Annotated in this window: 20 protein-coding genes; 14 read left to right on the top strand and 6 right to left on the bottom strand. The window is 54.2% G+C overall.

The genetic code is table 11. The annotated features are described in order from the left end of the window. Positions 1 to 57 precede the first annotated feature (57 nt). Positions 58 to 1,659: an EAL domain-containing protein gene (locus J4728_RS10965; protein ID WP_208211746.1), complete on the top strand. Its 1,602-nt coding sequence runs from the start codon at positions 58 to 60 to the stop codon at positions 1,657 to 1,659. On the opposite strand, the gene soxS is transcribed toward J4728_RS10965, so the two are convergent. After that, positions 1,647 to 1,970, bottom strand: a complete 324-nt coding sequence (soxS, locus tag J4728_RS10960; RefSeq protein WP_000019483.1) for a superoxide response transcriptional regulator SoxS — start codon at positions 1,968 to 1,970, stop codon at positions 1,647 to 1,649. The two genes, J4728_RS10965 and soxS, sit on opposite strands and share 13 nt — an antisense overlap. A gap of 86 nt (positions 1,971 to 2,056) precedes the next feature. Here soxS and soxR point away from each other — a divergent pair, with 86 nt between their 5' ends. From soxR to J4728_RS10940, 4 genes are all read left to right on the top strand, one after another. Continuing rightward, positions 2,057 to 2,515, top strand: coding sequence for a redox-sensitive transcriptional activator SoxR (gene soxR / locus J4728_RS10955; RefSeq protein WP_000412686.1), 459 nt, complete (start codon positions 2,057 to 2,059; stop codon positions 2,513 to 2,515). A 292-nt stretch (positions 2,516 to 2,807) separates the two neighbouring features. Next, the gene (locus J4728_RS10950) at positions 2,808 to 3,476 is read left to right on the top strand and encodes a glutathione S-transferase family protein (RefSeq protein WP_000958571.1); all 669 of its coding nucleotides are present in this window, start codon (positions 2,808 to 2,810) and stop codon (positions 3,474 to 3,476) included. A 346-nt stretch (positions 3,477 to 3,822) separates the two neighbouring features. Continuing rightward, positions 3,823 to 5,172, top strand: coding sequence for a guanine/hypoxanthine transporter GhxP (gene ghxP, locus J4728_RS10945; protein WP_000106901.1), 1,350 nt, complete (start codon positions 3,823 to 3,825; stop codon positions 5,170 to 5,172). Between the two features lie 149 nt (positions 5,173 to 5,321). After that, complete coding sequence (locus J4728_RS10940) at positions 5,322 to 6,968, top strand: Na+/H+ antiporter (RefSeq protein WP_000402189.1); 1,647 nt, start codon at positions 5,322 to 5,324, stop codon at positions 6,966 to 6,968. A 94-nt stretch (positions 6,969 to 7,062) separates the two neighbouring features. On the opposite strand, the gene J4728_RS10935 is transcribed toward J4728_RS10940, so the two are convergent. Further along, the gene (locus tag J4728_RS10935; protein ID WP_208211744.1) at positions 7,063 to 7,950 is read right to left on the bottom strand and encodes a LysR family transcriptional regulator; all 888 of its coding nucleotides are present in this window, start codon (positions 7,948 to 7,950) and stop codon (positions 7,063 to 7,065) included. Between the two features lie 103 nt (positions 7,951 to 8,053). On the opposite strand from J4728_RS10935, the gene J4728_RS10930 reads away from it, so the two are divergent. Together J4728_RS10930 and J4728_RS10925 are read left to right on the top strand one after the other, a co-directional pair. Next, entirely contained in the window at positions 8,054 to 8,464 is a 411-nt protein-coding gene (locus J4728_RS10930) for a CidA/LrgA family protein (RefSeq protein ID WP_000257347.1), read from the top strand. Next, positions 8,457 to 9,146, top strand: coding sequence for an LrgB family protein (locus J4728_RS10925; protein WP_001067096.1), 690 nt, complete (start codon positions 8,457 to 8,459; stop codon positions 9,144 to 9,146). Before J4728_RS10930 ends, J4728_RS10925 begins: the two co-directional genes overlap by 8 nt. Positions 9,147 to 9,184: 38 nt before the next feature. Here the strand turns inward: J4728_RS10925 and actP are convergent, their stop codons facing one another. The 3 genes from actP to acs all read right to left on the bottom strand — a co-directional run bounded on the left by actP (position 9,185) and on the right by acs (position 13,340). After that, positions 9,185 to 10,834 (bottom strand): cation/acetate symporter ActP, encoded by a 1,650-nt coding sequence (actP, locus tag J4728_RS10920; protein WP_000832536.1) that lies wholly within the window; start codon positions 10,832 to 10,834, stop codon positions 9,185 to 9,187. After that, positions 10,831 to 11,145 (bottom strand): DUF485 domain-containing protein, encoded by a 315-nt coding sequence (locus J4728_RS10915; RefSeq protein ID WP_000999620.1) that lies wholly within the window; start codon positions 11,143 to 11,145, stop codon positions 10,831 to 10,833. Before J4728_RS10915 ends, actP begins: the two co-directional genes overlap by 4 nt. A 236-nt stretch (positions 11,146 to 11,381) precedes the next feature. Next, positions 11,382 to 13,340: an acetate--CoA ligase gene (gene acs / locus J4728_RS10910; protein ID WP_208211742.1), complete on the bottom strand. Its 1,959-nt coding sequence runs from the start codon at positions 13,338 to 13,340 to the stop codon at positions 11,382 to 11,384. A gap of 431 nt (positions 13,341 to 13,771) precedes the next feature. Here acs and nrfA point away from each other — a divergent pair, with 431 nt between their 5' ends. From nrfA to gltP, 7 genes are all read left to right on the top strand, one after another. Further along, positions 13,772 to 15,208 (top strand): ammonia-forming nitrite reductase cytochrome c552 subunit, encoded by a 1,437-nt coding sequence (nrfA, locus tag J4728_RS10905; RefSeq protein WP_000101772.1) that lies wholly within the window; start codon positions 13,772 to 13,774, stop codon positions 15,206 to 15,208. Positions 15,209 to 15,252: 44 nt separating this feature from the next. Beyond that, the gene (gene nrfB / locus J4728_RS10900) at positions 15,253 to 15,819 is read left to right on the top strand and encodes a cytochrome c nitrite reductase pentaheme subunit (RefSeq protein ID WP_208211740.1); all 567 of its coding nucleotides are present in this window, start codon (positions 15,253 to 15,255) and stop codon (positions 15,817 to 15,819) included. Then, positions 15,816 to 16,487: a cytochrome c nitrite reductase Fe-S protein gene (gene nrfC / locus J4728_RS10895; protein WP_208211737.1), complete on the top strand. Its 672-nt coding sequence runs from the start codon at positions 15,816 to 15,818 to the stop codon at positions 16,485 to 16,487. Before nrfB ends, nrfC begins: the two co-directional genes overlap by 4 nt. Next, complete coding sequence (nrfD, locus tag J4728_RS10890) at positions 16,484 to 17,440, top strand: cytochrome c nitrite reductase subunit NrfD (protein WP_208211735.1); 957 nt, start codon at positions 16,484 to 16,486, stop codon at positions 17,438 to 17,440. The genes nrfC and nrfD overlap by 4 nt, the downstream gene beginning before the upstream one ends. Then, positions 17,433 to 19,655: a heme lyase NrfEFG subunit NrfEF gene (gene nrfEF, locus J4728_RS10885; protein ID WP_208211733.1), complete on the top strand. Its 2,223-nt coding sequence runs from the start codon at positions 17,433 to 17,435 to the stop codon at positions 19,653 to 19,655. The genes nrfD and nrfEF overlap by 8 nt, the downstream gene beginning before the upstream one ends. Continuing rightward, positions 19,652 to 20,272: a heme lyase NrfEFG subunit NrfG gene (gene nrfG / locus J4728_RS10880; protein ID WP_000083228.1), complete on the top strand. Its 621-nt coding sequence runs from the start codon at positions 19,652 to 19,654 to the stop codon at positions 20,270 to 20,272. The genes nrfEF and nrfG overlap by 4 nt, the downstream gene beginning before the upstream one ends. Before the next feature lie 344 nt (positions 20,273 to 20,616). Continuing rightward, positions 20,617 to 21,927: a glutamate/aspartate:proton symporter GltP gene (gltP, locus tag J4728_RS10875; RefSeq protein WP_000793278.1), complete on the top strand. Its 1,311-nt coding sequence runs from the start codon at positions 20,617 to 20,619 to the stop codon at positions 21,925 to 21,927. A 156-nt stretch (positions 21,928 to 22,083) separates the two neighbouring features. Here gltP and yjcO read toward each other — a convergent pair whose 3' ends face one another. Further along, a complete protein-coding gene (yjcO, locus tag J4728_RS10870; RefSeq protein WP_000771449.1) occupies positions 22,084 to 22,773 on the bottom strand; it encodes a Sel1 family TPR-like repeat protein YjcO in 690 nt (229 codons plus the stop codon). Positions 22,774 to 22,842: the final 69 nt, after the last annotated feature.

The raw sequence follows: 22,842 nt of genomic DNA, 5'->3' as shown, positions 1-22,842 counted from the left end.
GTTCACGTCTTATTTTGCCAACAATAGTCACAAATAATGCAGGGAAATAGGCTGAAAATGAGTCAAAGCACACGACGCAAGGTGTTGAGATTTCTCGGAACGATCATTGTGGTGTTACTTCCTGTATTGCTGGCGATCTGGTTTGCTCATATCCGGGCAGTCTCTGAAACCAGAAATCAGTTACATTCATTTGCGCAGTTGGTATTAGATAAAACGGAGCGGGTTATCCTGCAAGCGGATTTAGCCCGCGATGCCGCTGAACAATATCAGGGGCAAGCCTGTACGCCAGCCCATCAACAGCGAATGCTGAATATTATCCGCGGTCGTTTGTACATTAATGAGTTGATTTATGCTAAGGGCCAGCGTTTTCTATGCTCTACGGTTATGACGCCAACAAGTCCTTATTTTATTCCCCGCGCTGACTATAAACGAAAGCCTGACATCGCTATTTATTACTATCGTGATACGCCTTTTTTCAACGGTTATAAAATGACATATATGCAGCAGGGAAACTATGTCGCGGTTATCAATCCCTTATCTTATAGCGAGGTGATGTCAGACGATCCGGCGTTGGCCTGGGGAATGTATGATACGGTGACCAACACCTTTTTCTCCCTGAGTGAACAGGCGCAGGCTGATCAGCTATTACCTTTGGTACGACGGAGTGAACCTGTGTTCCAACAAGGTGAGCGTTTTTATACTCTGGTTAAATCAGCAAAACGACCGGTTGCCGCGATTGTTTCAACCTCAAAGCAACGCTTTTACCAGAACCTCTTTCATCAGCTTACGTTAACGCTACCGTTAGGGATCATCTGTAGCATTATCATCTTATTTATGTGGTCACGATCCCGGCAGGCATATTACTCACCGCGTCGATTGCTGCAACGGGCCATTACCAGGCACCAGCTTTGCCTTCATTATCAGCCGATCATTGATATCCGAAACGGGACATGTGTAGGTGCCGAAGCGCTATTGCGTTGGCCGGGCTATCACGGTCCGGTGATGAGCCCGTGCGAATTTATTCCGCTGGCGGAAAAAGAGGGGATGATTGAGCAGATCACCGATTATGTCGTCGAAGAGGTATTTAATGATTTAGGTGGTTTTCTGGCCGCGCACCCGCATCTTTATGTCTCTATCAATCTCTCTGCCGCCGATTTTCTCTCTTCCCGGCCAATTGTGATGATTCATGAAAAAACGCGTCAGCATTCAGTGCTTGCGCAACAGATAAAAGTTGAAGTGACCGAGCGCGGATTTATTGATGTGCCTAAAATGACGCCGATTATTCAGGCGTTTCGCCAGGCGGGATACGAGGTGGCAATTGATGACTTTGGTACCGGCTATTCGAACTTGCATAACCTGTACTCATTAAATGTCGACCTTTTAAAAATTGATAAATCTTTTGTCGACACGCTAACCACTAATAGCGCCAGCCATTTGATTGTGGAACATATTATTGAAATGGCGCAAAGTTTGCGGCTAAAAATCATTGCTGAGGGGGTTGAAACGGCTGAACAGGTTAGCTGGTTGCTAAAACGCGGCGTTCAGTATTGTCAGGGATGGCACTTTGCGAAGGCGTTACCACCGCAGGAATTCATCGCCTGGCTACAACAAACGCCCGCGCCTCTGACGATACGCGGGCAGACGCCCTACAGGCGGTGACGGTAATCGCTGGGAGTGCGATCGAACTCGCGGCGGAATACACGCGAGAAGGTTTGCTGCGATACATAGCCCAGGTCCATCGCGATATCAAAAATCGGGCGCTCGGTCGTTCGTAGCTCAACGGCCGCCAACAGGAGACGGCGCTGGCGAATATACTCGCCTAATGTTTGATGCGTTACCGTACGAAACATCCGCTGCAAATACCACTTGGAGTAGCCCGATTTTTTTGCCACCACATCAATGTTTAGCGGTTGGTCGATATGTTCATCAATCCATTCGATAAGGGTCTGAATTATCTGCTGATGCGACATATTGTTGCCTCTTAAACAGTATTCGATTCGTCGTTTTGTCTGCGGGCGAGTATAATTCCTCAAGTTAACTTGAGGTAAAGCGATTTATGGAAAAAAAATCTCCCCGTTTAAAAGCCTTACTGACGCCGGGGGAAGTTGCGAAACGTAGCGGTGTTGCTGTGTCCGCCCTGCACTTCTATGAAAGCAAAGGGCTAATTACCAGTATCCGTAATAGCGGTAACCAACGGCGATATAAGCGTGACGTGTTGCGTTATGTCGCGATTATCAAGATCGCCCAGCGTATCGGCATCCCGCTGGCAACTATCGGCGACGCGTTTGGTATCTTGCCGGAAGGGCATACGTTAAGCGCGAAAGAGTGGAAGCAGCTCTCATCGCAGTGGCGCGAAGAGTTAGACCGACGTATTCATACGCTGGTGGCGTTGCGCGATGAGCTGGACGGTTGTATCGGCTGCGGCTGTTTATCGCGTAGCGACTGTCCGCTGCGAAATCCAGGCGACAGGCTTGGCGAACACGGGACGGGCGCCCGGCTGCTTGAAGATGATTAACATGCACTCGGCCATCGGGCTGAGTTCACCTAAAACTAAAGCGCCGCTAAGGGCGCTTTAGTTTGTTTCCGGTCTTTGTCTTTCGCTCTATCCCGCTGATTACAGGAGGGTTTCCCCCGACGTCAACACCCCTCATATCGAGCACGTGGTGGAGGTTCCGGTTTGTGTTGATACTGTAAGTGTAAGCGACGACGCCCTGTTCGCCAGCGAAATGCTGATTTTTTAGCCGAAATTTTTACGGCAACTGCCATAATTTTCTATAGTTAGTTGGCATACCTTACAGGAGACAGCCATGCTGACGGTGCACCATTTAAATCAGTCTCGTTCGCAGCGCATCCTGTGGGCGCTGGAAGAGCTGGCGTTGCCTTACCAGATTGTGCGTTACCAGCGTGAAAAGACCATGCTGGCGCCGCCGGCATTGAAAAAAGTGCATCCGCTGGGCAAGTCTCCGGTTATCGAAGATCACGGTATGGTTATTGCGGAATCGGGCGCCATCCTGGAATATTTGCAGGACACTTACGACAATATCGGACGCTTTAAGCCTGCGGATGCGCAGGGAAAACAACACTATCGATTCTGGCTACATTACGCTGAAGGTTCGCTCATGCCCTTGCTATTGATGAGACTGCTCTTTACCTCTCTGGGTAAACCGCCGGTACCATTGGGCCTGCGAACGTTGGGCGGCGTTATCGGTAAGGGCGCGCAAAAAGCGTACCTCAATCCGCAACTGGAAACCCATGCGCGCTTTATTGACGGGCATCTGGCAAATCACCCCTGGTTTGCCGGAGAGCAGTTAAGTATGGCGGATATCCAGATGAGCTTCCCGCTATTTGCGCTGCTTGCCCGAGGCGGAATCGCTCATCTCGACCATATCAACGCATGGAAAGCGCGGGTAGAAATGCGTCCAGCCTGGCAGCGAGCGATTCAGCAGGGCGGTCCGTTTACCATTCCCGGCGGATAATGGCGTTTTTGTGAGCAGATTGCGCAACGTATTTGCTAACAGCGATGCGAAAAATTGTTGCTGGATTGCGCAGGGACGATAACGTTTGCGCATCGTCTGGCGATTTATTGAGCATACTAAGCAGAAAAGCATAAAAAGCGGCAAAGTTCAGTTGAAAAAGCGTTGATGATCGCTGGATAATCGTTTGCTTTTTTTTGCCACCCGTTTTGTATACGTGGAGCTAAACGTTTGCTTTTTTGCGGCGCCCCGGTTGTCGTAAATGTAGCACAAGGAGATAACGTTGCGCTGTTAGTGGATTACCTCCCACGTATACCGACGAATAATAAATTCTCAGGGGATGTTTTCTATGTCTACGCCTTCAGCGCGTACCGGCGGTTCACTCGACGCCTGGTTTAAAATTTCACAACGCGGGAGCACCGTTCGCCAGGAAGTCGTTGCTGGCTTAACCACGTTTCTCGCGATGGTTTACTCCGTCATCGTGGTGCCAGGGATGCTGGGTAAAGCCGGGTTCCCGCCTGCCGCCGTCTTTGTAGCGACCTGCCTGGTCGCAGGCGTCGGCTCTATTGTTATGGGGCTATGGGCGAATCTGCCGCTGGCTATCGGTTGTGCTATCTCGTTGACGGCGTTTACCGCGTTTAGCCTGGTCCTGGGGCAGCATATTAGCGTCCCGGTCGCGCTTGGCGCCGTATTCCTGATGGGCGTACTGTTTACCATTATCTCCGCCACCGGCATTCGTAGCTGGATTTTGCGTAACTTGCCACAGGGCGTGGCCCACGGAACCGGTATCGGTATTGGCCTGTTTTTGTTGCTGATTGCCGCCAACGGCGTCGGCCTGGTCATTAAAAACCCGCTGGATGGCCTGCCGGTCGCGCTGGGCGACTTCGACACCTTCCCGGTTATTATGTCGCTTGTGGGTCTGGCTGTTATTCTCGGCCTGGAAAAGCTGAAAGTCCCCGGCGGCATTCTGTTGACCATTATTGGCATTTCTATTGTGGGTTTGCTCTTCGATCCTAACGTCCATTTTTCCGGCATTTTCGCCATGCCTTCGTTGAGCGATGAAAACGGCAACTCGCTGATCGGCAGCCTGGATATTATGGGCGCGTTAAACCCTGTCGTTCTGCCAAGCGTACTGGCGCTGGTGATGACGGCGGTGTTTGATGCGACCGGCACGATCCGTGCGGTCGCAGGGCAGGCTAATCTGCTGGACAAAGACGGACAAATTATCGATGGCGGCAAAGCGCTAACCACCGACTCCCTGAGTAGCGTTTTCTCCGGCCTGGTCGGGGCGGCGCCAGCCGCGGTGTATATCGAGTCTGCGGCCGGTACGGCGGCGGGCGGTAAAACGGGCCTGACGGCGATTACCGTGGGCGTGCTGTTTTTGCTGATCCTGTTTCTTTCGCCGCTCTCTTATCTCGTTCCCGTCTACGCAACCGCCCCGGCGCTCATGTATGTCGGTCTGCTGATGCTGAGTAACGTGGCGAAAATCGATTTTGCTGATTTCGTCGATGCGATGGCGGGGCTGGTAACGGCCGTATTTATTGTACTGACCTGTAACATCGTTACCGGGATTATGATCGGCTTTGCCACGCTGGTCGTCGGGCGTCTGGTTTCCGGTGAATGGCGTAAGCTGAATATCGGAACTGTCGTCATTGCGGTCGCGCTGGTCGCTTTTTATGCCGGCGGCTGGGCTATCTAGCTCTGCCTTCATTCTGAAAAACGGGCGGCGTTGGTCGCCCGTTTTCATTTTCAGGACACATCACGTTACCTTTTGCGTTAATCTGAAGAAGGTGAAACCGAGGCATGATGCCTTTCTCCATCATAAAAAACATCGCAAACAGGGAACGCATGGAAATTTTCTTCACAATACTCATCATGACCCTTGTGGTCTCGCTGTCGGGGGTATTTACGCGTGTATTACCCTTCCAGCTTCCTTTACCCCTTATGCAGATCGCCATTGGCGCGCTATTGGCGTGGCCGACGTTTGGTTTGCATGTGGAATTCGACCCGGAACTCTTCCTGGTGCTGTTTATTCCGCCGCTGCTGTTTGCGGATGGCTGGAAAACGCCGACCCGTGAATTTCTTGAGCATGGACGAGAAATTTTCGGGCTGGCGCTGGCGCTGGTCCTGGTAACGGTTGTGGGAATCGGCTTCCTGATTTATTGGCTGGTGCCCGGCATTCCGCTGATCCCCGCCTTTGCGCTGGCCGCCGTGCTGTCGCCGACCGATGCGGTAGCGCTCTCCGGAATTGTGGGCGAGGGGCGTATCCCGAAAAAAATCATGGGCATTCTGCAGGGAGAGGCGTTAATGAACGACGCCTCCGGTCTGGTATCGCTGAAATTCGCCGTTGCGGTGGCGATGGGGACGATGGTCTTTACCGTCGGCGGCGCGACGCTGGAGTTTTTTAAGGTCGCTATCGGCGGTATTCTGGCGGGTTTTGTGGTCAGTTGGCTGTATGGCCGCTCGCTGCGTTTTTTGAGCCGCTGGGGCGGCGATGAACCCGCGACGCAAATCGTCCTGCTGTTTCTGCTGCCCTTCGCGTCTTACCTGATTGCCGAACATATTGGCGTCTCAGGCATCCTGGCCGCGGTTGCCGCCGGGATGACCATCACCCGTTCTGGCGTAATGCGCCGCGCGCCGCTGGCAATGCGTTTGCGCGCGAACAGTACCTGGGCGATGCTGGAATTTGTCTTTAACGGTATGGTCTTTCTGCTGTTGGGACTGCAATTGCCGGGTATTCTGGAATCTTCGCTGGCGGCGGCGGAAGCTGACCCGAATGTCGAAACCTGGATGCTCTTTACCGATATCGTGCTGATTTATGCGGCATTGATGCTGGTTCGCTTCGGCTGGCTGTGGACCATGAAAAAGTTCAGCCTGCGCTTTTTGAAGAAGAAACCGATGGAGTTCGCCAGCTGGACGTCGCGTGAAATTCTGATTGCTTCCTTCGCTGGCGTTCGTGGGGCGATCACCCTGGCTGGTGTGCTCTCTATACCGTTACTTTTGCCGGATGGCAGCGGATTTCCGGCGCGTTATGAACTGGTATTCCTGGCGGCTGGCGTCATTCTGTTCTCGTTATTTGTCGGCGTGATCATGCTGCCGCTGCTGTTGCAACATCTGGAAGTCGCCGATCATGCGCAACAGTTGAAAGAGGAGCGTATCGCCCGCGCGGCGACGGCGGAAGTGGCGATTGTTGCCATTCAGAAAATGGAAGAGCGTCTGGCGGCGGATACCGAAGAAAACATCGATAATCAGTTGCTTACTGAAGTAAGCTCGCGTGTCATTGGTAACTTGCGTCGCCGTGCCGATGGGCGAAACGATGTCGAAAGCTCCATACAGGAAGAAAACCTGGAGCGACGTTTCCGTCTGGCGGCGCTGCGTTCCGAGCGCGCCGAGTTGTATCATCTGCGCGCCACGCGAGAAATCAGCAATGAAACATTGCAAAAGCTGCTGCACGACCTGGATTTGATGGAAGCGCTACTGATAGAAAATCAGTAGTCCTTGTGGCCCGGTGGCGCCATGCTTATCGGGCCTACAAGTAGGCCCGATAAGGTGCTTGCGCCGCCATCCGGCAAGGGTTTTAACCCATGGCTTACGGTTGTTTCAGCCAAAACCCTTCGCAACAGGTTAACCATGCCCGAGCGCTGTGCGACAGATACACGCCCTCTCGCCAAATCATGCCCAACTGCCAGCGGAGATCGCTTTCCAGCGGTAGCCAGCGCAGCGTGGCCTTATCCAGACGCTGACAAATCGGCTCCGGCAAAATGGCGATGCCGACGCCCGCTTGCACCATGGCGGCGAGAAAATCCCATTGCCCGCTGCGCACGGCAATCCGTGGTTTTACGTCATGCTGGCTAAATAAGGTCATCAACTGGCGGCTCAGGGCAAAGTCTTCGTTATAGATCAGAAGAGGATGCTCCGCCAGAGCTTCAGGCGCGATGGAGTCGCCGGCTGTCCACTGACCGGAACGGGGAACCAGCACGCACAGCGGATGGCTGAACAGCGATAACGTCGTCAGCCCGCTCGCTTCTTCCACCGGGAGCGCGGTCATCGCAACATCCAGCTCGCCATTCATTACCGCCTGCTGTACCGTCAGGCCGCCAAACTCCGAAATTTTGAGTTCAACGCCAGGGTAGCGTTGTCGAAACAAACTGATTGGCCCGGCCATCAACATGCCGACCATCGGGGGAATACCCAGCCGCAGCACGCCCTTATTGAGATGGTTAATATCGCTCAACTCAGCCTCTAACTGGCGAAACTCAGCGAGGATCGCCAGACCGCGTTCAAACACCACGCGTCCGGTATCGGTCAGCAATAACTTACGTCCGTCGCGGATCAGTAGCGTACAGTTAAGCTCATCTTCAAGATTTTTCAGCATCTTGCTAATGGTGGGCTGGGTGACAAATAACTTCTCCGCTGCGCGGGTGAAACTTTGCTGGCGCACCACCTCGACAAAATAACGCAGCGTTCTGATATCCATGATTATTCCTTCCGACTATGCCTGCAATGATTTTAATTCATTTCTGCCCGTGACGGAGGTTCTCTATACTGGCGCTCCGTATTATTTTTCAGGACATTCCCTCATGGCTGTGGCGATAAGCCGCGTTACGCCTGCCGTTGTGCAACGACTCCAGGTACCGGTTCAGGTACTGCTCTATGCAGGTTTATTCATTTTTTCCCAATATCTTGTCTCCTGGCTGCACCTGCCGTTGCCCGCGAATCTGGTCGGCATGGTGCTTATGTTGGCGCTGATCGTTTGCCGGATTATTCCGCTTAGCTGGGTACGCGCAGGCGCACGCTGGCTGCTGGCGGAGATGCTGTTATTCTTTGTTCCCGCCGTCGTGGCGGTAGTGAACTATGCCCATCTATTACTGGTGGACGGCTGGCGCATCTTCTCGGTGATTGCGATCAGTACCTTAATGGTACTCGGCGCGACGGCGTGGGTGGTGGATAAAGTGTATCGCTATGAGATGAGTAGGCTAAACCGTGAATAACGTTCAGTTAAGCGTACTGTGTCTGGTGATTACACTGGGGATTTACTTCGCCAATAAGCGTCTGTATCGCCGTTTTCGCAAACTGCCGTTGATGCCATTAGTGTTGACGCCGGCACTGCTGGTGTTAATGCTGGTGTTCGGTCATATCTCCTGGCAAAACTACATTGGTGAATCGCACTGGCTATTGTGGCTGCTCGGCCCGGCGACCATTGCCTTTGCGGTGCCGGTGTACGATAACCTCGCGATTATCAAACGTCACTGGATGTCGCTCACCGCGGGCGTAGTGACGGCGACGGTGGTGGCAGTCACCAGTTCCGTTTGGCTGGCGCGTCTGTTCACGTTATCGGATGAGATTCAGCGTAGTCTGGCGGTACGTTCCGTGACTACGCCGTTTGCGCTGGCGGCGGCAGAACCCCTGGGCGGGCAGCCGGATCTGGTGGCGCTGTTCGTGGTCGTCACTGGCGTGTTTGGCATGGCGGTCGGCGACGCGCTATTTTTGCGTCTCTCTATCCGGGAAGGCATGGCAAAAGGGGCAGGATTCGGCGCGGCGTCACATGGGGCGGGCACGGCGCGTTCCTATGAACTTGGTCAGCAGGAGGGCGTCGTCGCCAGTCTGGTAATGATGCTGTCCGGCGTGGTGATGGTACTGGCTGCCCCGCTGGTGGCGAGGGTGATGTTCTGATTTTCCTCCGACCCACAGGGCCGGAGGAAACGGTAAGATTAATGCGCACGCCCTTGTTGTACGCCGAATCCCGTTTGGGAGCGGATAAACTGAGCGCGGAACTGCTCACGTTCACGGTTGCCTTCTGCCGAGTTATCGGTGGCCGAGAAGAACCAGATCCCCAGGAACGCCACGCTGATAGAGAACAGCGCCGGATACTCATACGGGAAGATCGCTTTTTCGTGGCCGAGGATCTGCACCCAAATAGTAGGGCCAAGAATCATCAGCACCACCGCTGTCAGTAAACCTAACCAGCCGCCCAGCATAGCGCCGCGCGTGGTCAGTTTTGACCAGTACATGGAAAGCAGAATGATGGGGAAGTTGCAGCTCGCGGCGATAGCAAACGCCAGGCCCACCATAAAGGCGATGTTTTGATTTTCAAACAGAACGCCGAGGATAATGGCGATCACGCCCAGCACCAGGACGGTGATTTTCGACACCTTCAGCTCTTCACGTTCGGTTGCGCCTTTGCGGAACACGTTGGCGTACAAATCATGCGACACCGCCGATGCGCCCGCCAGCGTCAGACCGGCGACCACCGCCAGAATGGTGGCAAACGCCACTGCCGAAATAAAGCCGAGGAACAGGTTGCCGCCTACCGCGTTGGCCAGATGCACCGCCGCCATGTTATTGCCGCCAATCAGCGCGCCCGCCGCATCTTTATAGGCGGGATTCGCCCCCACCAGCATGATAGCGCCGAAGCCGATAATAAAGGTCAGAATGTAGAAATAGCCCATAAAACCGGTGGCATAGAACACGCTCTTGCGCGCTTCGCGGGCATCGCTGACCGTAAAGAAACGCATCAGAATATGCGGCAAGCCGGCGGTGCCGAACATCAGTCCCAGACCCAACGACAGCGCCGAAATCGGATCTTGCACCAACCCTCCTGGGCTCATAATCGCTGTGCCTTTCGGGTGTACCGCCATGGCTTCGGTAAACAGATTATTGAAGCTAAAGCCGACGTGTTTCATCACCATAAAGGCCATAAAACTGGCGCCAAACAGCAACAGGACGGCTTTGATAATTTGCACCCACGTTGTCGCCAGCATCCCGCCGAACAGCACGTACATCATCATCAGCACGCCGACCAGCACTACGGCGATGTGATAGTTGAGGCCGAACAGCAGTTCAATCAGTTTACCGGCGCCGACCATTTGGGCGATGAGATAAAGCGCCACCACTACCAGGGAGCCACAGGCCGAAAGAATACGGATTGGCCCCTGTTTCAGGCGATAAGAGGCAACGTCAGCAAAAGTATAACGTCCCAGATTACGCAGGCGCTCGGCAATCAAAAACAGGATGATTGGCCAGCCGACAAGAAAGCCCAGCGAATAGATCAGCCCGTCATAACCGGAGGTAAACACCAGCGCGGAAATGCCGAGAAATGACGCGGCGGACATATAGTCGCCGGCAATCGCCAGGCCGTTCTGGAATCCGGTGATATTGCCGCCTGCGGTGTAGTAGTCGCTACGGGAACGTACGCGTTTAGAGGCCCAGTAGGTAATACCGAGCGTAAACACGACGAAAATCAAAAACATGATAATCGCCTGCCAGTTGGTGGGCTGGCGTTCAACCGCGCCGCTAATGGCATCCGCCGCATGAGCGGCGAAGGGGAGTGCGGCGGCAAGCGCCGTCAGAACTCTCTTCATAATGCTTTCACCTCATGCAGTACGGCGTTATTAAGACGATCGAATTCGCCGTTCGCCCGCCAGATATAAATTCCGGTCAACACAAAAGAAATCACAATCACCCCGACGCCAATGGGAATTCCTCGGGTGACGCTGGTTCCCGCATGTAGAGGCGTGCCCAGCCAGCCAGGCGCGAAGGCGATCAGTAAAATAAAGCTGATATAAACCGCCAGCATGATAACCGACAGAATCGTGGCAAACCGTTGCCGTTTTTCAACTAATTCCCTGAAACGCGCACTGTCTTCTATCCGCTGATAAATTTGGTCATTCATCACAGAGCTCTCCAGAGGTCCCCCTGCGTCTTTCGCGCTACAGGCGCGTTGGCCGCACTCGCGCGCCCCAGTCACATAGTGAACTATGCTGCTGGGGATGTGCTCGCTTGCCGCCTTCCTGTAACACGAAATCCTTTGGGGGAGGTTTTTATATTTCCCTCCCGCTCAGGGGAGGGGTAGGGATAGGATTTGTAGGCCCGATAAGCAGCGCGCCATCGGGCATTTCACGGTTTTGGTTATGACGGCATCGCGATGGCCTGCTTCTCTTCGAGCAGTTTCTCCACCACGCCAGGATCGGCGAGAGTCGAAGTATCGCCCAGATTGCTGGTATCGCCCGCCGCGATTTTGCGCAAAATGCGGCGCATAATTTTGCCGGAACGGGTTTTTGGCAGTGAGTCGGTCCAGTGCAGCACGTCCGGCGTCGCCAGTGGGCCAATCTCTTTACGTACCCAGTTGCGCACCTCCGCGTACAGTTCTGGCGACGGCTCCTCGCCGTGGTTGAGCGTCACATAAGCGTAAATCGCCTGGCCTTTGATAGCGTGTGGAATACCCACCACCGCCGCTTCGGCGATCTTCGGATGCGCCACCAGCGCCGATTCGATTTCCGCCGTACCCAGACGGTGGCCGGAGACGTTTAACACGTCATCCACGCGACCGGTGATCCAGTAATAGCCGTCTTCATCGCGACGAGCGCCGTCGCCGCTGAAATACATATTCTTAAAGGTAGAGAAATAGGTCTGCTCAAAACGTTCATGATCGCCGAACAGAGTGCGCGCCTGGCCCGGCCAGGAATCGGTGATGACCAGATTGCCTTCCGTCGCGCCTTCTTGCGGATGGCCTTCGTTATCCACCAGCGCAGGCTGTACGCCAAAGAAAGGACGGGTGGCGGAACCGGCTTTCAGTTCGATAGCGCCTGGTAGCGGCGTGATCATAAAACCGCCTGTTTCAGTCTGCCACCAGGTGTCGACGACCGGACATTTTTCCTTGCCGATCTTCTTCCAGTACCATTCCCACGCTTCGGGATTGATCGGCTCGCCGACGGAACCCAGAATGCGCAGTGAAGAACGGTCGGTGCCTTCAATGGCTTTATCGCCTTCCGCCATCAGCGCGCGGATAGCCGTCGGGGCGGTATAAAGAATGTTGACCTGGTGTTTGTCGACCACCTGGCACATGCGAGCGGGCGTTGGCCAATTCGGCACGCCTTCAAACATTAAGGTGGTCGCGCCGCAGGCCAGCGGGCCATACAACAGATAGCTGTGCCCCGTCACCCAACCCACATCGGCGGTACACCAGTAAATATCGCCAGGGTGATAATCAAAGACATACTTAAAGGTGGTCGCGGCGTAGACCAGATAGCCGCCGGAGGTGTGCAGCACGCCTTTCGGCTTGCCGGTGGAGCCGGAGGTATAAAGGATAAACAGCGGATCTTCGGCATTCATCGCTTCAGGCTGGTGCTCAGGGCTGGCTTTTTCAATCAAATCGCGCCACCACAGGTCGCGGCCTTCTTGCCAGTCAATGTCGCTGCCGGTGCGCTTCAGGACGATCACATGCTCAACGCTAGTGACATTCGGGTTTTTCAGCGCGTCATCGACATTCTTTTTCAGCGGGATACTGCGTCCGGCACGTACACCTTCGTCAGCGGTGATCACCAGCCGCGAGCTGGAGTCGATAATGCGTCCGGCGACGGCTTCCGGCGAGAAGCCCCCGAAGATCACCGAATGCACCGCACCGATGCGGGCGCAGGCCAACATTGCCACCGCCGCTTCCGGCACCATCGGCATATAAATCGCTACCACATCGCCTTTTTTAATGCCCAGATCCAGCAGCGTATTCGCGAAACGGCAGACATCGCGATGCAGTTCGCGATAAGAGATATGTTTACTCTGCGACGCGTCATCGCCTTCCCAGATAATGGCGGTGCGATCGCCATTTTCCTGCAAATGGCGGTCAAGACAGTTCGCCGCCAGATTCAGCGTGCCGTCCTCGTACCATTTAATCGACACATTGCCTGGCGCAAAGGAGGTGTTTTTCACTTTTTGGTACGGCGTGATCCAATCGAGAATTTTTCCCTGTTCGCCCCAAAACGTATCGGGGTCGTTAATAGACTGTTTATATTTAGTCTCATACTGCTCTGGATTTATCAGGCAACGATCCGCAATGTTGGCGGGAATGGCGTGTTTATGTGTTTGGCTCATGCTGTTGTTCTCCTTGTAGGATGTTAATAATATGTCGCATAAACGTTAAATGTAGGGTCTTAATAAGTTTTGTTTAGTATTTGGGCGACAGATCACGCAAAAAGGGAACTGTGCAAATAAGCAGCAATCTATTTTTTGATTGTGTCCCGCAAAATTAGATAAATTTTCGGGATAACATGACGTTATATGAAATTTTTTAAAAAAGTGATCCGTGTCCGGAAATCAGAAAAGAGAGGGAGTTTTGTCCAGGTTACTAACTCTAAAGTGGTATTTTACATACACTTACAATTGATTAAAGACAACATTTTAAGTGTGGTTATTTGTTACACATAGAGGAGATCAATGTAATAACAGTATTTGTGCGGTTGCTGTTATGGAAAACGATAAAAAATCGCCATTAAAGATAATGGCGCAATCTGGATGAGACCTCTATGGCAAGGAAAACACTACGCGCACGCCGTTTCTTCAGCCTTATATTTCCTTTTTTCTTCATTACCTCTGTTTACGCTGAGCAAACGCCTGAATCCGCAAAAACCGTTACTGTTGAAGCGAAAAATGAAATGTTCGCGCCTCAACACCCCGACCAATATCAGTCATGGAAAGCGACGTCAGAACAGTCTGCCCGTGAAGATGCGCTGGCGGAAGACCCTCGTCTGGTGATCCTGTGGGCGGGCTATCCCTTCTCCCGTGATTACAACAAACCACGCGGCCACGCGTATGCGGTAACTGACGTGCGCGAAACACTGCGTACCGGCGCGCCAAAAACGGCGGAAGACGGCCCGCTGCCGATGGCCTGCTGGAGTTGTAAAAGCCCCGATGTCGCGCGCCTTATCCAACAAGAAGGCGAAGACGGCTACTTCCATGGCAAATGGGCGCGCGGCGGCCCGGAAATTGTCAACGATTTGGGCTGTGCCGACTGTCATAACACCGCGTCGGACGATTTCGCCCAGGGGAAGCCAGCGTTAACGTTGTCGCGCCCCTATGCCGAACGGGCGATGGAGGCTATCGGCAAACCGTTTGATAAAGCGGGACGATTTGATCAGCAATCGATGGTCTGCGGTCAGTGCCACGTGGAGTACTACTTTGACGGTAAAAACAAAGCCGTTAAGTTCCCGTGGGATGAGGGCATGAAGGTCGAAAATATGGAGCAATACTACGACACTATCGCCTTCTCTGACTGGACTAACTCTCTGTCGAAAACCCCGATGCTCAAAGCGCAGCACCCGGAATATGAAACCTGGAGCGCGGGCATTCACGGTAAGAACAACGTGACCTGTATCGACTGTCACATGCCGAAAGTACAGAACGCCGAAGGCAAGCTCTACACCGACCATAAAATCGGCAACCCGTTCGACAATTTCGCGCAAACCTGCGCCAACTGCCACACCCAGGACAAAGCGTCCCTGCAAAAAGTGGTCGCCGAGCGTAAACAGGCGATTCATGACCTGAAAATCAAGGTTGAAGATCAGCTGGTACATGCGCACTTCGAAGCGAAAGCCGCATGGGATGCGGGGGCGACAGACGCGGAAATGAAACCGATTCTGAACGATATTCGTCACGCGCAGTGGCGTTGGGATCTGGCGATTGCGTCACACGGTATTCATATGCATGCCCCGGAAGAAGGTCTACGGATGTTAGGCAGTGCGATGGATAAAGCCGCGGATGCTCGTACTAAACTGGCGAGACTGCTGGCGACCAAAGGCATTACCCATGAAATTTCGCTGCCGGATATTTCGACGAAAGAGAAGGCGCAGAAAGCGATTGGTTTGAATATGCAACAAATCAACGCGGAGAAGCAGGACTTCCTGAAAACGGTCGTACCGCAGTGGGAAGATCAGGCGCGTAAAAACGGTCTGTTAAGCCAATAACCCCATTCCGCCCCGTAAGGGGTGGATAACTCAACGGAGTGAATATGAGCGTATTACGTTCGTTATTAACTGCTGGGGTGCTGGCGTCAGGCCTGTTCTGGAGCCTGAGTGGAATTACTGCCACGCCAACGCCGCAGGAGTCGGATCAACGCTGGACGGTCACCCAGCAGCGTAATCCGGATGCTGCCTGTCTGGACTGTCACAAACCGGACACCGAAGGTATGCACGGTAAACATACGGGCGCTATCAACCCGAACAATAAATTGCCGATAACCTGTACCAACTGCCACGGTCAACCGTCGCTTCACCACCGTGAAGGGGTGAAAGATGTGATGCGTTTTAACGACCCGATGTATACGGTAGAGCAGCAGAACAGCGTCTGTATGTCCTGCCACTTGCCTGAACAACTGCAAAAAGCGTTCTGGCCGCACGATGTTCATGTTACTAAAGTGACCTGCGCCAGTTGCCATTCCCTGCATCCGCAGCAAGACACGATGCAGACGCTAAGCGAGAAAGGGCGGATCAAAATATGCGTGGATTGCCACAGCGATCAGCGTACTAACCCGAACTTTAACCCGGCGTCCGTTCCGTTGCTTAAGGAGCAGCCATGAGTTGCACCCGACGTCAATTTATTACCCGCGTCGGCGCGCTGGCGGCGGTCAGTGGGATGGCAGGACGCGTTGTAGCGAACACGTTGAATATTAACGGCGTGCGTTATGGCATGGTACACGATGAGTCATTATGCATCGGCTGCACGGCCTGCATGGATGCCTGTCGGGAAGTCAACACCGTGCCGGAAGGCGTATCGCACCTGACGATTATTCGCAGCGAGCCGCAGGGGACGTTTCCTGATGTGAAGTATCGCTTCTTCCGCCACTCGTGCCAGCATTGCGACCATGCCCCCTGCGTTGACGTCTGCCCGACGGGGGCATCATTCCGCGATGCCGCCAGCGGTATTGTCGACGTGAATCCGGACCTTTGCGTCGGCTGCCAGTACTGCATTGCCGCGTGTCCCTACCGCGTGCGCTTTATCCATCCGGTCAGTAAGACGGCGGATAAATGCGATTTCTGCCGGAAAACCAACCTGAAAGCGGGCAAACAGCCCGCCTGCGTTGAGTCATGCCCGACGAAGGCGCTGACGTTTGGTAATCTGGACGATCCCAACAGCGATATTTCCCGTTTGTTGCGGCAGAAAACCACCTATCGTTACAAGCTGGCGCTGGGCACAAAACCGAAGGTCTACCGCGTTCCCTTTAACTATGGGGAGGTGAGCCAATGACATCCGCTTCTGCATTTCATTTTGCATCACTGGTGTGGGACTGGCCCATCGCCATCTATCTGTTTCTGATTGGCATCTCCGCCGGACTGGTTACGTTGGCGATTCTGCTGCGCCGCTTCCATCCGGAGGCGGGCGGTTCGGACAGTACGCTGCTGCGCACTACGCTGGTGTTAGGGCCGGGGGCGATTATTCTTGGTCTGCTGATTCTGGTCTTTCACCTGACGCGCCCGTGGACCTTCTGGAAGCTGATGTTCCACTACAGCTTTACCTCGGTGATGTCGATGGGGGTGATGCTGTTCCAGTTGTACATGGTAGTGCTGGTGCTGTGGCTGGCGAAAATCTTTGAAAAAGAGGTGATTGCCCTGCAGCAGCGTTGGCTGCCGCGGTTAGAGATCGTGCAGAAAGTGTTGGCGCTAATAACGCCGTTTCATCGCGCGCTGGAGACGTTAATGCTGGTGCTGGCGGCCCTGCTCGGGGCGTACACCGGCTTTCTGCTGTCGGCGCTGAAATCCTATCCGTTCCTGAATAACCCGATCCTGCCGGCGCTGTTCCTGTTCTCCGGCATCTCCTCCGGCGCGGCGGTGGCGCTGATCGCTATGGCGTTACGCCATCGTAGCAACCCGCACAGCACCGAGGCGCGCTTTGTACATCGCATGGAAACCCCAGTGGTATGGCTGGAGATCTTCCTGCTGGCGGCCTTTTTTATCGGGCTGGCGCTGGGCGATGACGGCAAAATGCGCGCGCTGGCGGCGGCGCTGGGCGGCGGATTCTGGAGCTGGTGGTTCTGGCTTGGGGTCGTAGGGCTGGGATTGATTATCCCGCTGCTGCTGAAGCCCTGGGCAAACCGTAGCGTCACGTTTCACGGCGTGCTGGCCGTTTGCGGCGCCAGTTTGACCGGCGTGCTGCTGCTGCGCTTTTTCATTCTTTATGCGGGACAGCTAACGGTTGCATAATCTGGACATCTTCCTTCCTGAAGCCGGATTTCTGGCGCTGTTGTTGAGTCTCGGGGTCAACGTGTTGACCCCGCTGGCGACGTGGTGCGGGATGGGGCAGCATTGGCGCGGCGTCATGCGCCTGACGACCTGCGGCGCGTGGACGGCGTTCACGCTGCTGCTATTGGCGTTTGCGATTCTGGTTAGCTGTTTTCTGACCAGCGATTTTTCGGTCGTTTATGTTGCGCAGCATAGCCATAGTCAGTTGTCATGGGGACTGAAACTGGCGGCGGTATGGGGCGGTCATGAAGGCTCGCTCCTGCTGTGGGCGCTGCTTCTTTCGGGGTGGACGGCGCTATTCGCCTGGCGCTCCCGGCATGAATCTGACGCGCTTTTTCCACTGACCCTGAGCATCTTGTCCCTCATTATGGCCTCGCTGCTGCTATTTATTGTGCTGTGGTCCGATCCGTTCCTGCGTATTTTCCCTCCCGCCATGGAAGGGCGCGACCTTAATCCCATGCTGCAACATCTGGGGCTGATCTTACATCCGCCGCTGCTCTATCTGGGTTATGGCGGCCTGATGACCGCGGCGAGCGTAGCGCTGGCCTCGCTACTGTGCGGCGGCTTTAACGCGGCAACCGCCTGGGTGTGCTGGCGCTGGGCGTTACCCGGCTGGTGCGCTCTGACGCTGGGGATCATTCTCGGATCGTGGTGGGCGTATTGCGAACTGGGCTGGGGCGGCTGGTGGTTCTGGGACCCGGTGGAAAATGCCTCGTTGTTGCCGTGGCTTGCCGCCAGCGCGTTGCTGCACAGTCTGTATGTCAGCCGCCAGCGCGGGAGCTTCCGTCACTGGTCGTTGCTGCTGGCGATACTGACGCTGATCCTCTCGTTGCTGGGAACGCTGATTGTGCGTTCCGGCATTCTTGTTTCGGTACATGCCTTTGCGCTGGATAACGTGCGCGCGGTGCCGCTGTTTACCCTTTTTGCCGCGTTAAGTCTGGCATCGCTTGTTCTGTACGGCTGGCGGGCGCGGGAGCCGTATCCGGCGACGCGTTTGGGCGGCGGAAAGTGCGAAACGCTCATTCTGGCGACGCTGCTGCTCTTTAGCGCCGTCTTGTTGATCGTGCTGGTCGGGACGCTCTACCCCATGATTTATGGTTTGATGGGCTGGGGAAGGCTTTCGGTGGGCGCGCCCTATTTTAATCGCGTCACGCTGCCGTTTGGCCTGCTGATGCTGGTAGTTATCGTGCTGGCGACAATCAGAAGCCGCAAAGTCTCTGTGCGTTGTCAGCTTCCGGCGTTGCTGGCGCATACGGGCGTATTTATCTTCGCCGCCGGGATCATGGTTTCCAGCGGCAGTCGGCATGAAATCAGCCTTAACCTCAGCCCCGGTCAGCAGGTGGTACTGGCGGGCTACATTTTCCGCTTTGAGCGTCTGGATCTGGAAGCCAAAGGCAACTACACCAGTGAAAAAGCGCTGATCACGTTGTGGCAAAATGAGCAGCGTATCGGTAGCCTGCAGCCCGAAAGGCGCTTCTATGCCGCGCGTCGTCAACAGATGATGGAGCCGGGTATCCGCTGGAATCTGATGCATGACTGGTACGCGGTGATGGGAGAAAAAACCGGACCGGACCGTTACGCCATGCGCTTATACGTGCAGACTGGCGTGCGCTGGATCTGGGGAGGGGGATTGTTGATGGTGTTTGGCGCGCTGCTGAGCGGATGGCGGGGGAGGAAGCATCCTGAGTTATTGCCTGATGGCGCTGCGCTTATCAGGCCTACGAGTGAAAAGCATGGTAGGCCGGATAAGGCGTTTACGCCGCCATCCGGCAAGACGATGTTACTTGTGGCTTTTCTGATTTTTCTGCCTTTTAGCACCCACGCCCAGGTGGTGGATACCTGGCGCTTTGACAATCCACAACAGCAGGAAAAAGCGCTATCTATTGCCGGTCAACTGCGCTGTCCGCAGTGTCAGAACCAGAATTTGCTGGAATCCAATGCGCCCGTGGCGCTCAGTATGCGCCATCAGGTTTACAGCATGGTGGCCGAAGGTAAAAGCGAAGCGGAAATCACCGCCTGGATGACCGACCGTTATGGTGATTTCGTACGCTACAACCCGCCGTTGAATGAGCAAACGCTGCTGTTGTGGACGCTGCCGTACCTGCTGTTATTGCTGGTGGGTGTGGTGGCCTGGCGGGTGAGAAAGCGTCAGCACGCAGAAAAGGGGGAACAATGAGCCAGTCTGAACACTCCACTGCGCCGTTACGTCCCATGCCCGTAAAGCGTCTGGCGGCTGCGGCGGTGTTGATGGTGGCTGCCTGTGTCGGCGGCTATCTGTTGACGCCGAAATGGCAGGCTGTGCGTAGCGAGCAACAGCGTCTGGCCGATCCGCTACGTGACTTTTCGAACCCGCAAACGCCAGAGGCGCAGCTTTCCAGGCTGCAAGAAAAAATCCGCGCCAATCCGCAGGATAGCGAGCAATGGGCGCGGCTGGGCGAGTATTATCTCTATCGCAATGCGTATGACAATGCGCTGCTGGCATATCGTCAGGCGTTGCGTCTGCGAGGCGATAACGCGCAGCTTTTCGCCGCGCTGGCAACGGTGCTGTATTACCAGGCCGGGCAACATATGACGCCTGCGACGCGTGAAATGATTAATAAAGCGTTAGCGCTGGATGCGACAGAAGTGACCGCGCAGATGCTGCTGGCGGCGGATGCGTTTATGCAGGCGGATTATGCGCAAGCCGTGTCGCTGTGGCAAACCTTACTGGATGCCAACTCGCCGCGAGTGAACCGCGCGCAGCTGGTAGAGGCCATTAATTTGGCTAAATTGTTACAAAATCGGCAGAAATAATTTTTTCTTTTTTGTGACTTTTGTCATGTGTGCTGTTTAAAAAAACGGCGAATGAGACACAAGTAAAAATTAATTACCTCAGTGTATTATTCGTTTTTGACGAAGTAAAAAACTTTCCATAACAAATAGTTATTCATCATTAACGCCATAAACTCGCGTTATTATGCATAAAAACAGCCAAAAGCCCTGTTATGAAAGGGTTGCGCAAGACGCTATGCAAATGATACTGATTATGCGCGTTAAAAAACTCTACAAACCAACGCAACACAAATCATACCCTTTCAGTATGTATTGCTCTCATGCTTTCGGCGGAGAGCAACGCTTCATCGAGGAAGTCTGTTGTTATGAAAAATTTGAAAGTCAGCCTGGCCTGGCAAATTTTGCTGGCTATGGTGCTGGGCATTCTGTTGGGCAGCTATCTGCATTATCACAGTGACAGTCGTGAATGGCTGATTGCCAACCTGCTGTCGCCTGCTGGCGATATCTTTATCCACCTGATTAAAATGATCGTCGTGCCGATCGTGATCTCGACTCTGATTGTCGGCATCGCCGGCGTTGGCGATGCGAAACAGCTAGGCCGTATCGGCGCCAAAACCATTCTCTATTTTGAACTGATCACCACGGTGGCGATTATCCTCGGCATTACGCTGGCGAATGTCTTTCAGCCAGGCTCAGGCATTGATATGTCGCAACTGGCGACCGTCGATATTTCGAAATACCAGAACACCACGGCGGAAGTACAAAGTCATGCGCATGGGCTGATGGGGACGATACTGTCGCTGGTGCCGACCAATATCATCGCATCGATGGCCAAAGGGGATATGCTGCCAATTATCTTTTTCTCGGTCCTGTTTGGGCTGGGGTTGTCATCCCTGCCGGCAACGCACCGCGAACCGCTGGTGACGGTATTTCGTTCCATCTCTGAGACCATGTTTAAAGTCACCCATATGGTGATGCGCTATGCGCCAGTGGGCGTTTTTGCGCTGATCGCCGTCACGGTGGCGAATTTTGGTTTCGCGTCGCTGTGGCCGCTGGCGAAACTGGTGCTGCTGGTACACTTTGCCATTATCTTCTTTGCGCTTGTAGTGCTGGGCATCGTGGCGCGCCTGTGCGGGTTAAGTATCTGGATTCTGATTCGCATTCTGAAAGATGAATTGATTCTGGCGTACTCGACCGCCAGCTCCGAGAGCGTACTGCCGCGCATTATCGAGAAGATGGAAGCTTACGGCGCGCCAGCCTCTATCACCAGTTTCGTGGTACCGACCGGTTACTCATTTAACCTCGACGGCTCCACGTTATACCAGAGCATCGCCGCCATTTTTATCGCGCAGCTATACGGTATCGACCTGTCGTTGTGGCAGGAAATTGTACTGGTGCTGACGCTGATGGTGACGTCGAAAGGGATTGCCGGCGTGCCTGGCGTTTCCTTCGTGGTGTTACTGGCGACGCTGGGAAGCGTGGGCATTCCGCTGGAAGGGCTGGCGTTTATCGCTGGTGTCGACCGTATCCTCGACATGGCGCGTACTGCGCTAAATGTGGTGGGGAATGCGCTGGCGGTGCTGGTGATCGCCAAGTGGGAACACAAGTTTGACCGCAAAAAAGCGCTGGCCTATGAGCGCGATGTGCTGGGCAAATTTGATAAAACCGCCCAATAACGGATTGCCGGATGGCGCTTTGCTTATCCGGCCTACAAAGAAAGAAAATGTAGGCCGGATAAGGCGTTCACGCTGCCATCCGCAACCTGCTCCGGGTTGCCTGATGGCGCTACGCTTATCAGGCCTACAACGACTACGTTCATCCGGCAATAAACATCAGCCATTTGTTAGCGTTTCGAACTCTTCGCAACCGGTATCAAACCCTTCCAGACAGCTTAGATTCAACCAGTGCAACGCCTTCTGCTTGTTCTTTTCAATAAAGCCCGGTTCACCGTTTAAAAACATCATTCCCGCCCAGTATTCTGAATAGCCGGTACGGGAAATAGCGGAACTGCGTTTGAAATACCAGGCGGCTTTTTCATCATCGGCGGCAATGCCCACGCCGTTGGCGTAAATCAGGCCAAGCAACATTTGCGCATCCACCGCGGAGTCGTTATCCAGATCTTCAGAGGCCTTTTGCAGCAGCGAGATGGCTTTTGGGTAGTCCGGACGCCCGGCCTGGGTGTTAACCAGGATCCGCGCCAGCGTAATTTCTCCCGCTTTACTGCCCGCGTTAGCCGCCTTTTCAGCCAGCTTTTTCGCGTCGGGATAATCCAGGCTTACCGGATTAGTGATTTTGATTTGCGCCAGTAGCGCGCAGGCGTCGGCGTCGCCATTGTCGGCGGCTTTTTGCGCCCAGTATTCAGCTTTGTTCAAATCGCCATAGCTCAACCAACTGTCGGCCAGAAAATATTGCGCGCGTCTGTCACCTGCCTCTGCTGCCTGCAAATACTGGCTACCCGGCTCAGGATCTGCGGCATGGGCAAAGAATGTCATAAACAACATCAATGCAAGAAGTAGTTTCATTTTGAATTTTATTTAGGGTACGGAAAAGACAGTATAAAGAGATCGTATGGATAAAAAAACAGCCTCCGG

The organism is Salmonella sp. 32070601201500089SM (assembly GCF_017573605.1).
In the GTDB taxonomy this organism is placed as follows: Bacteria; Pseudomonadota; Gammaproteobacteria; order Enterobacterales; family Enterobacteriaceae; genus Salmonella; species Salmonella enterica.
This window is presented reverse-complemented; position numbering and strand designations above follow the sequence as displayed.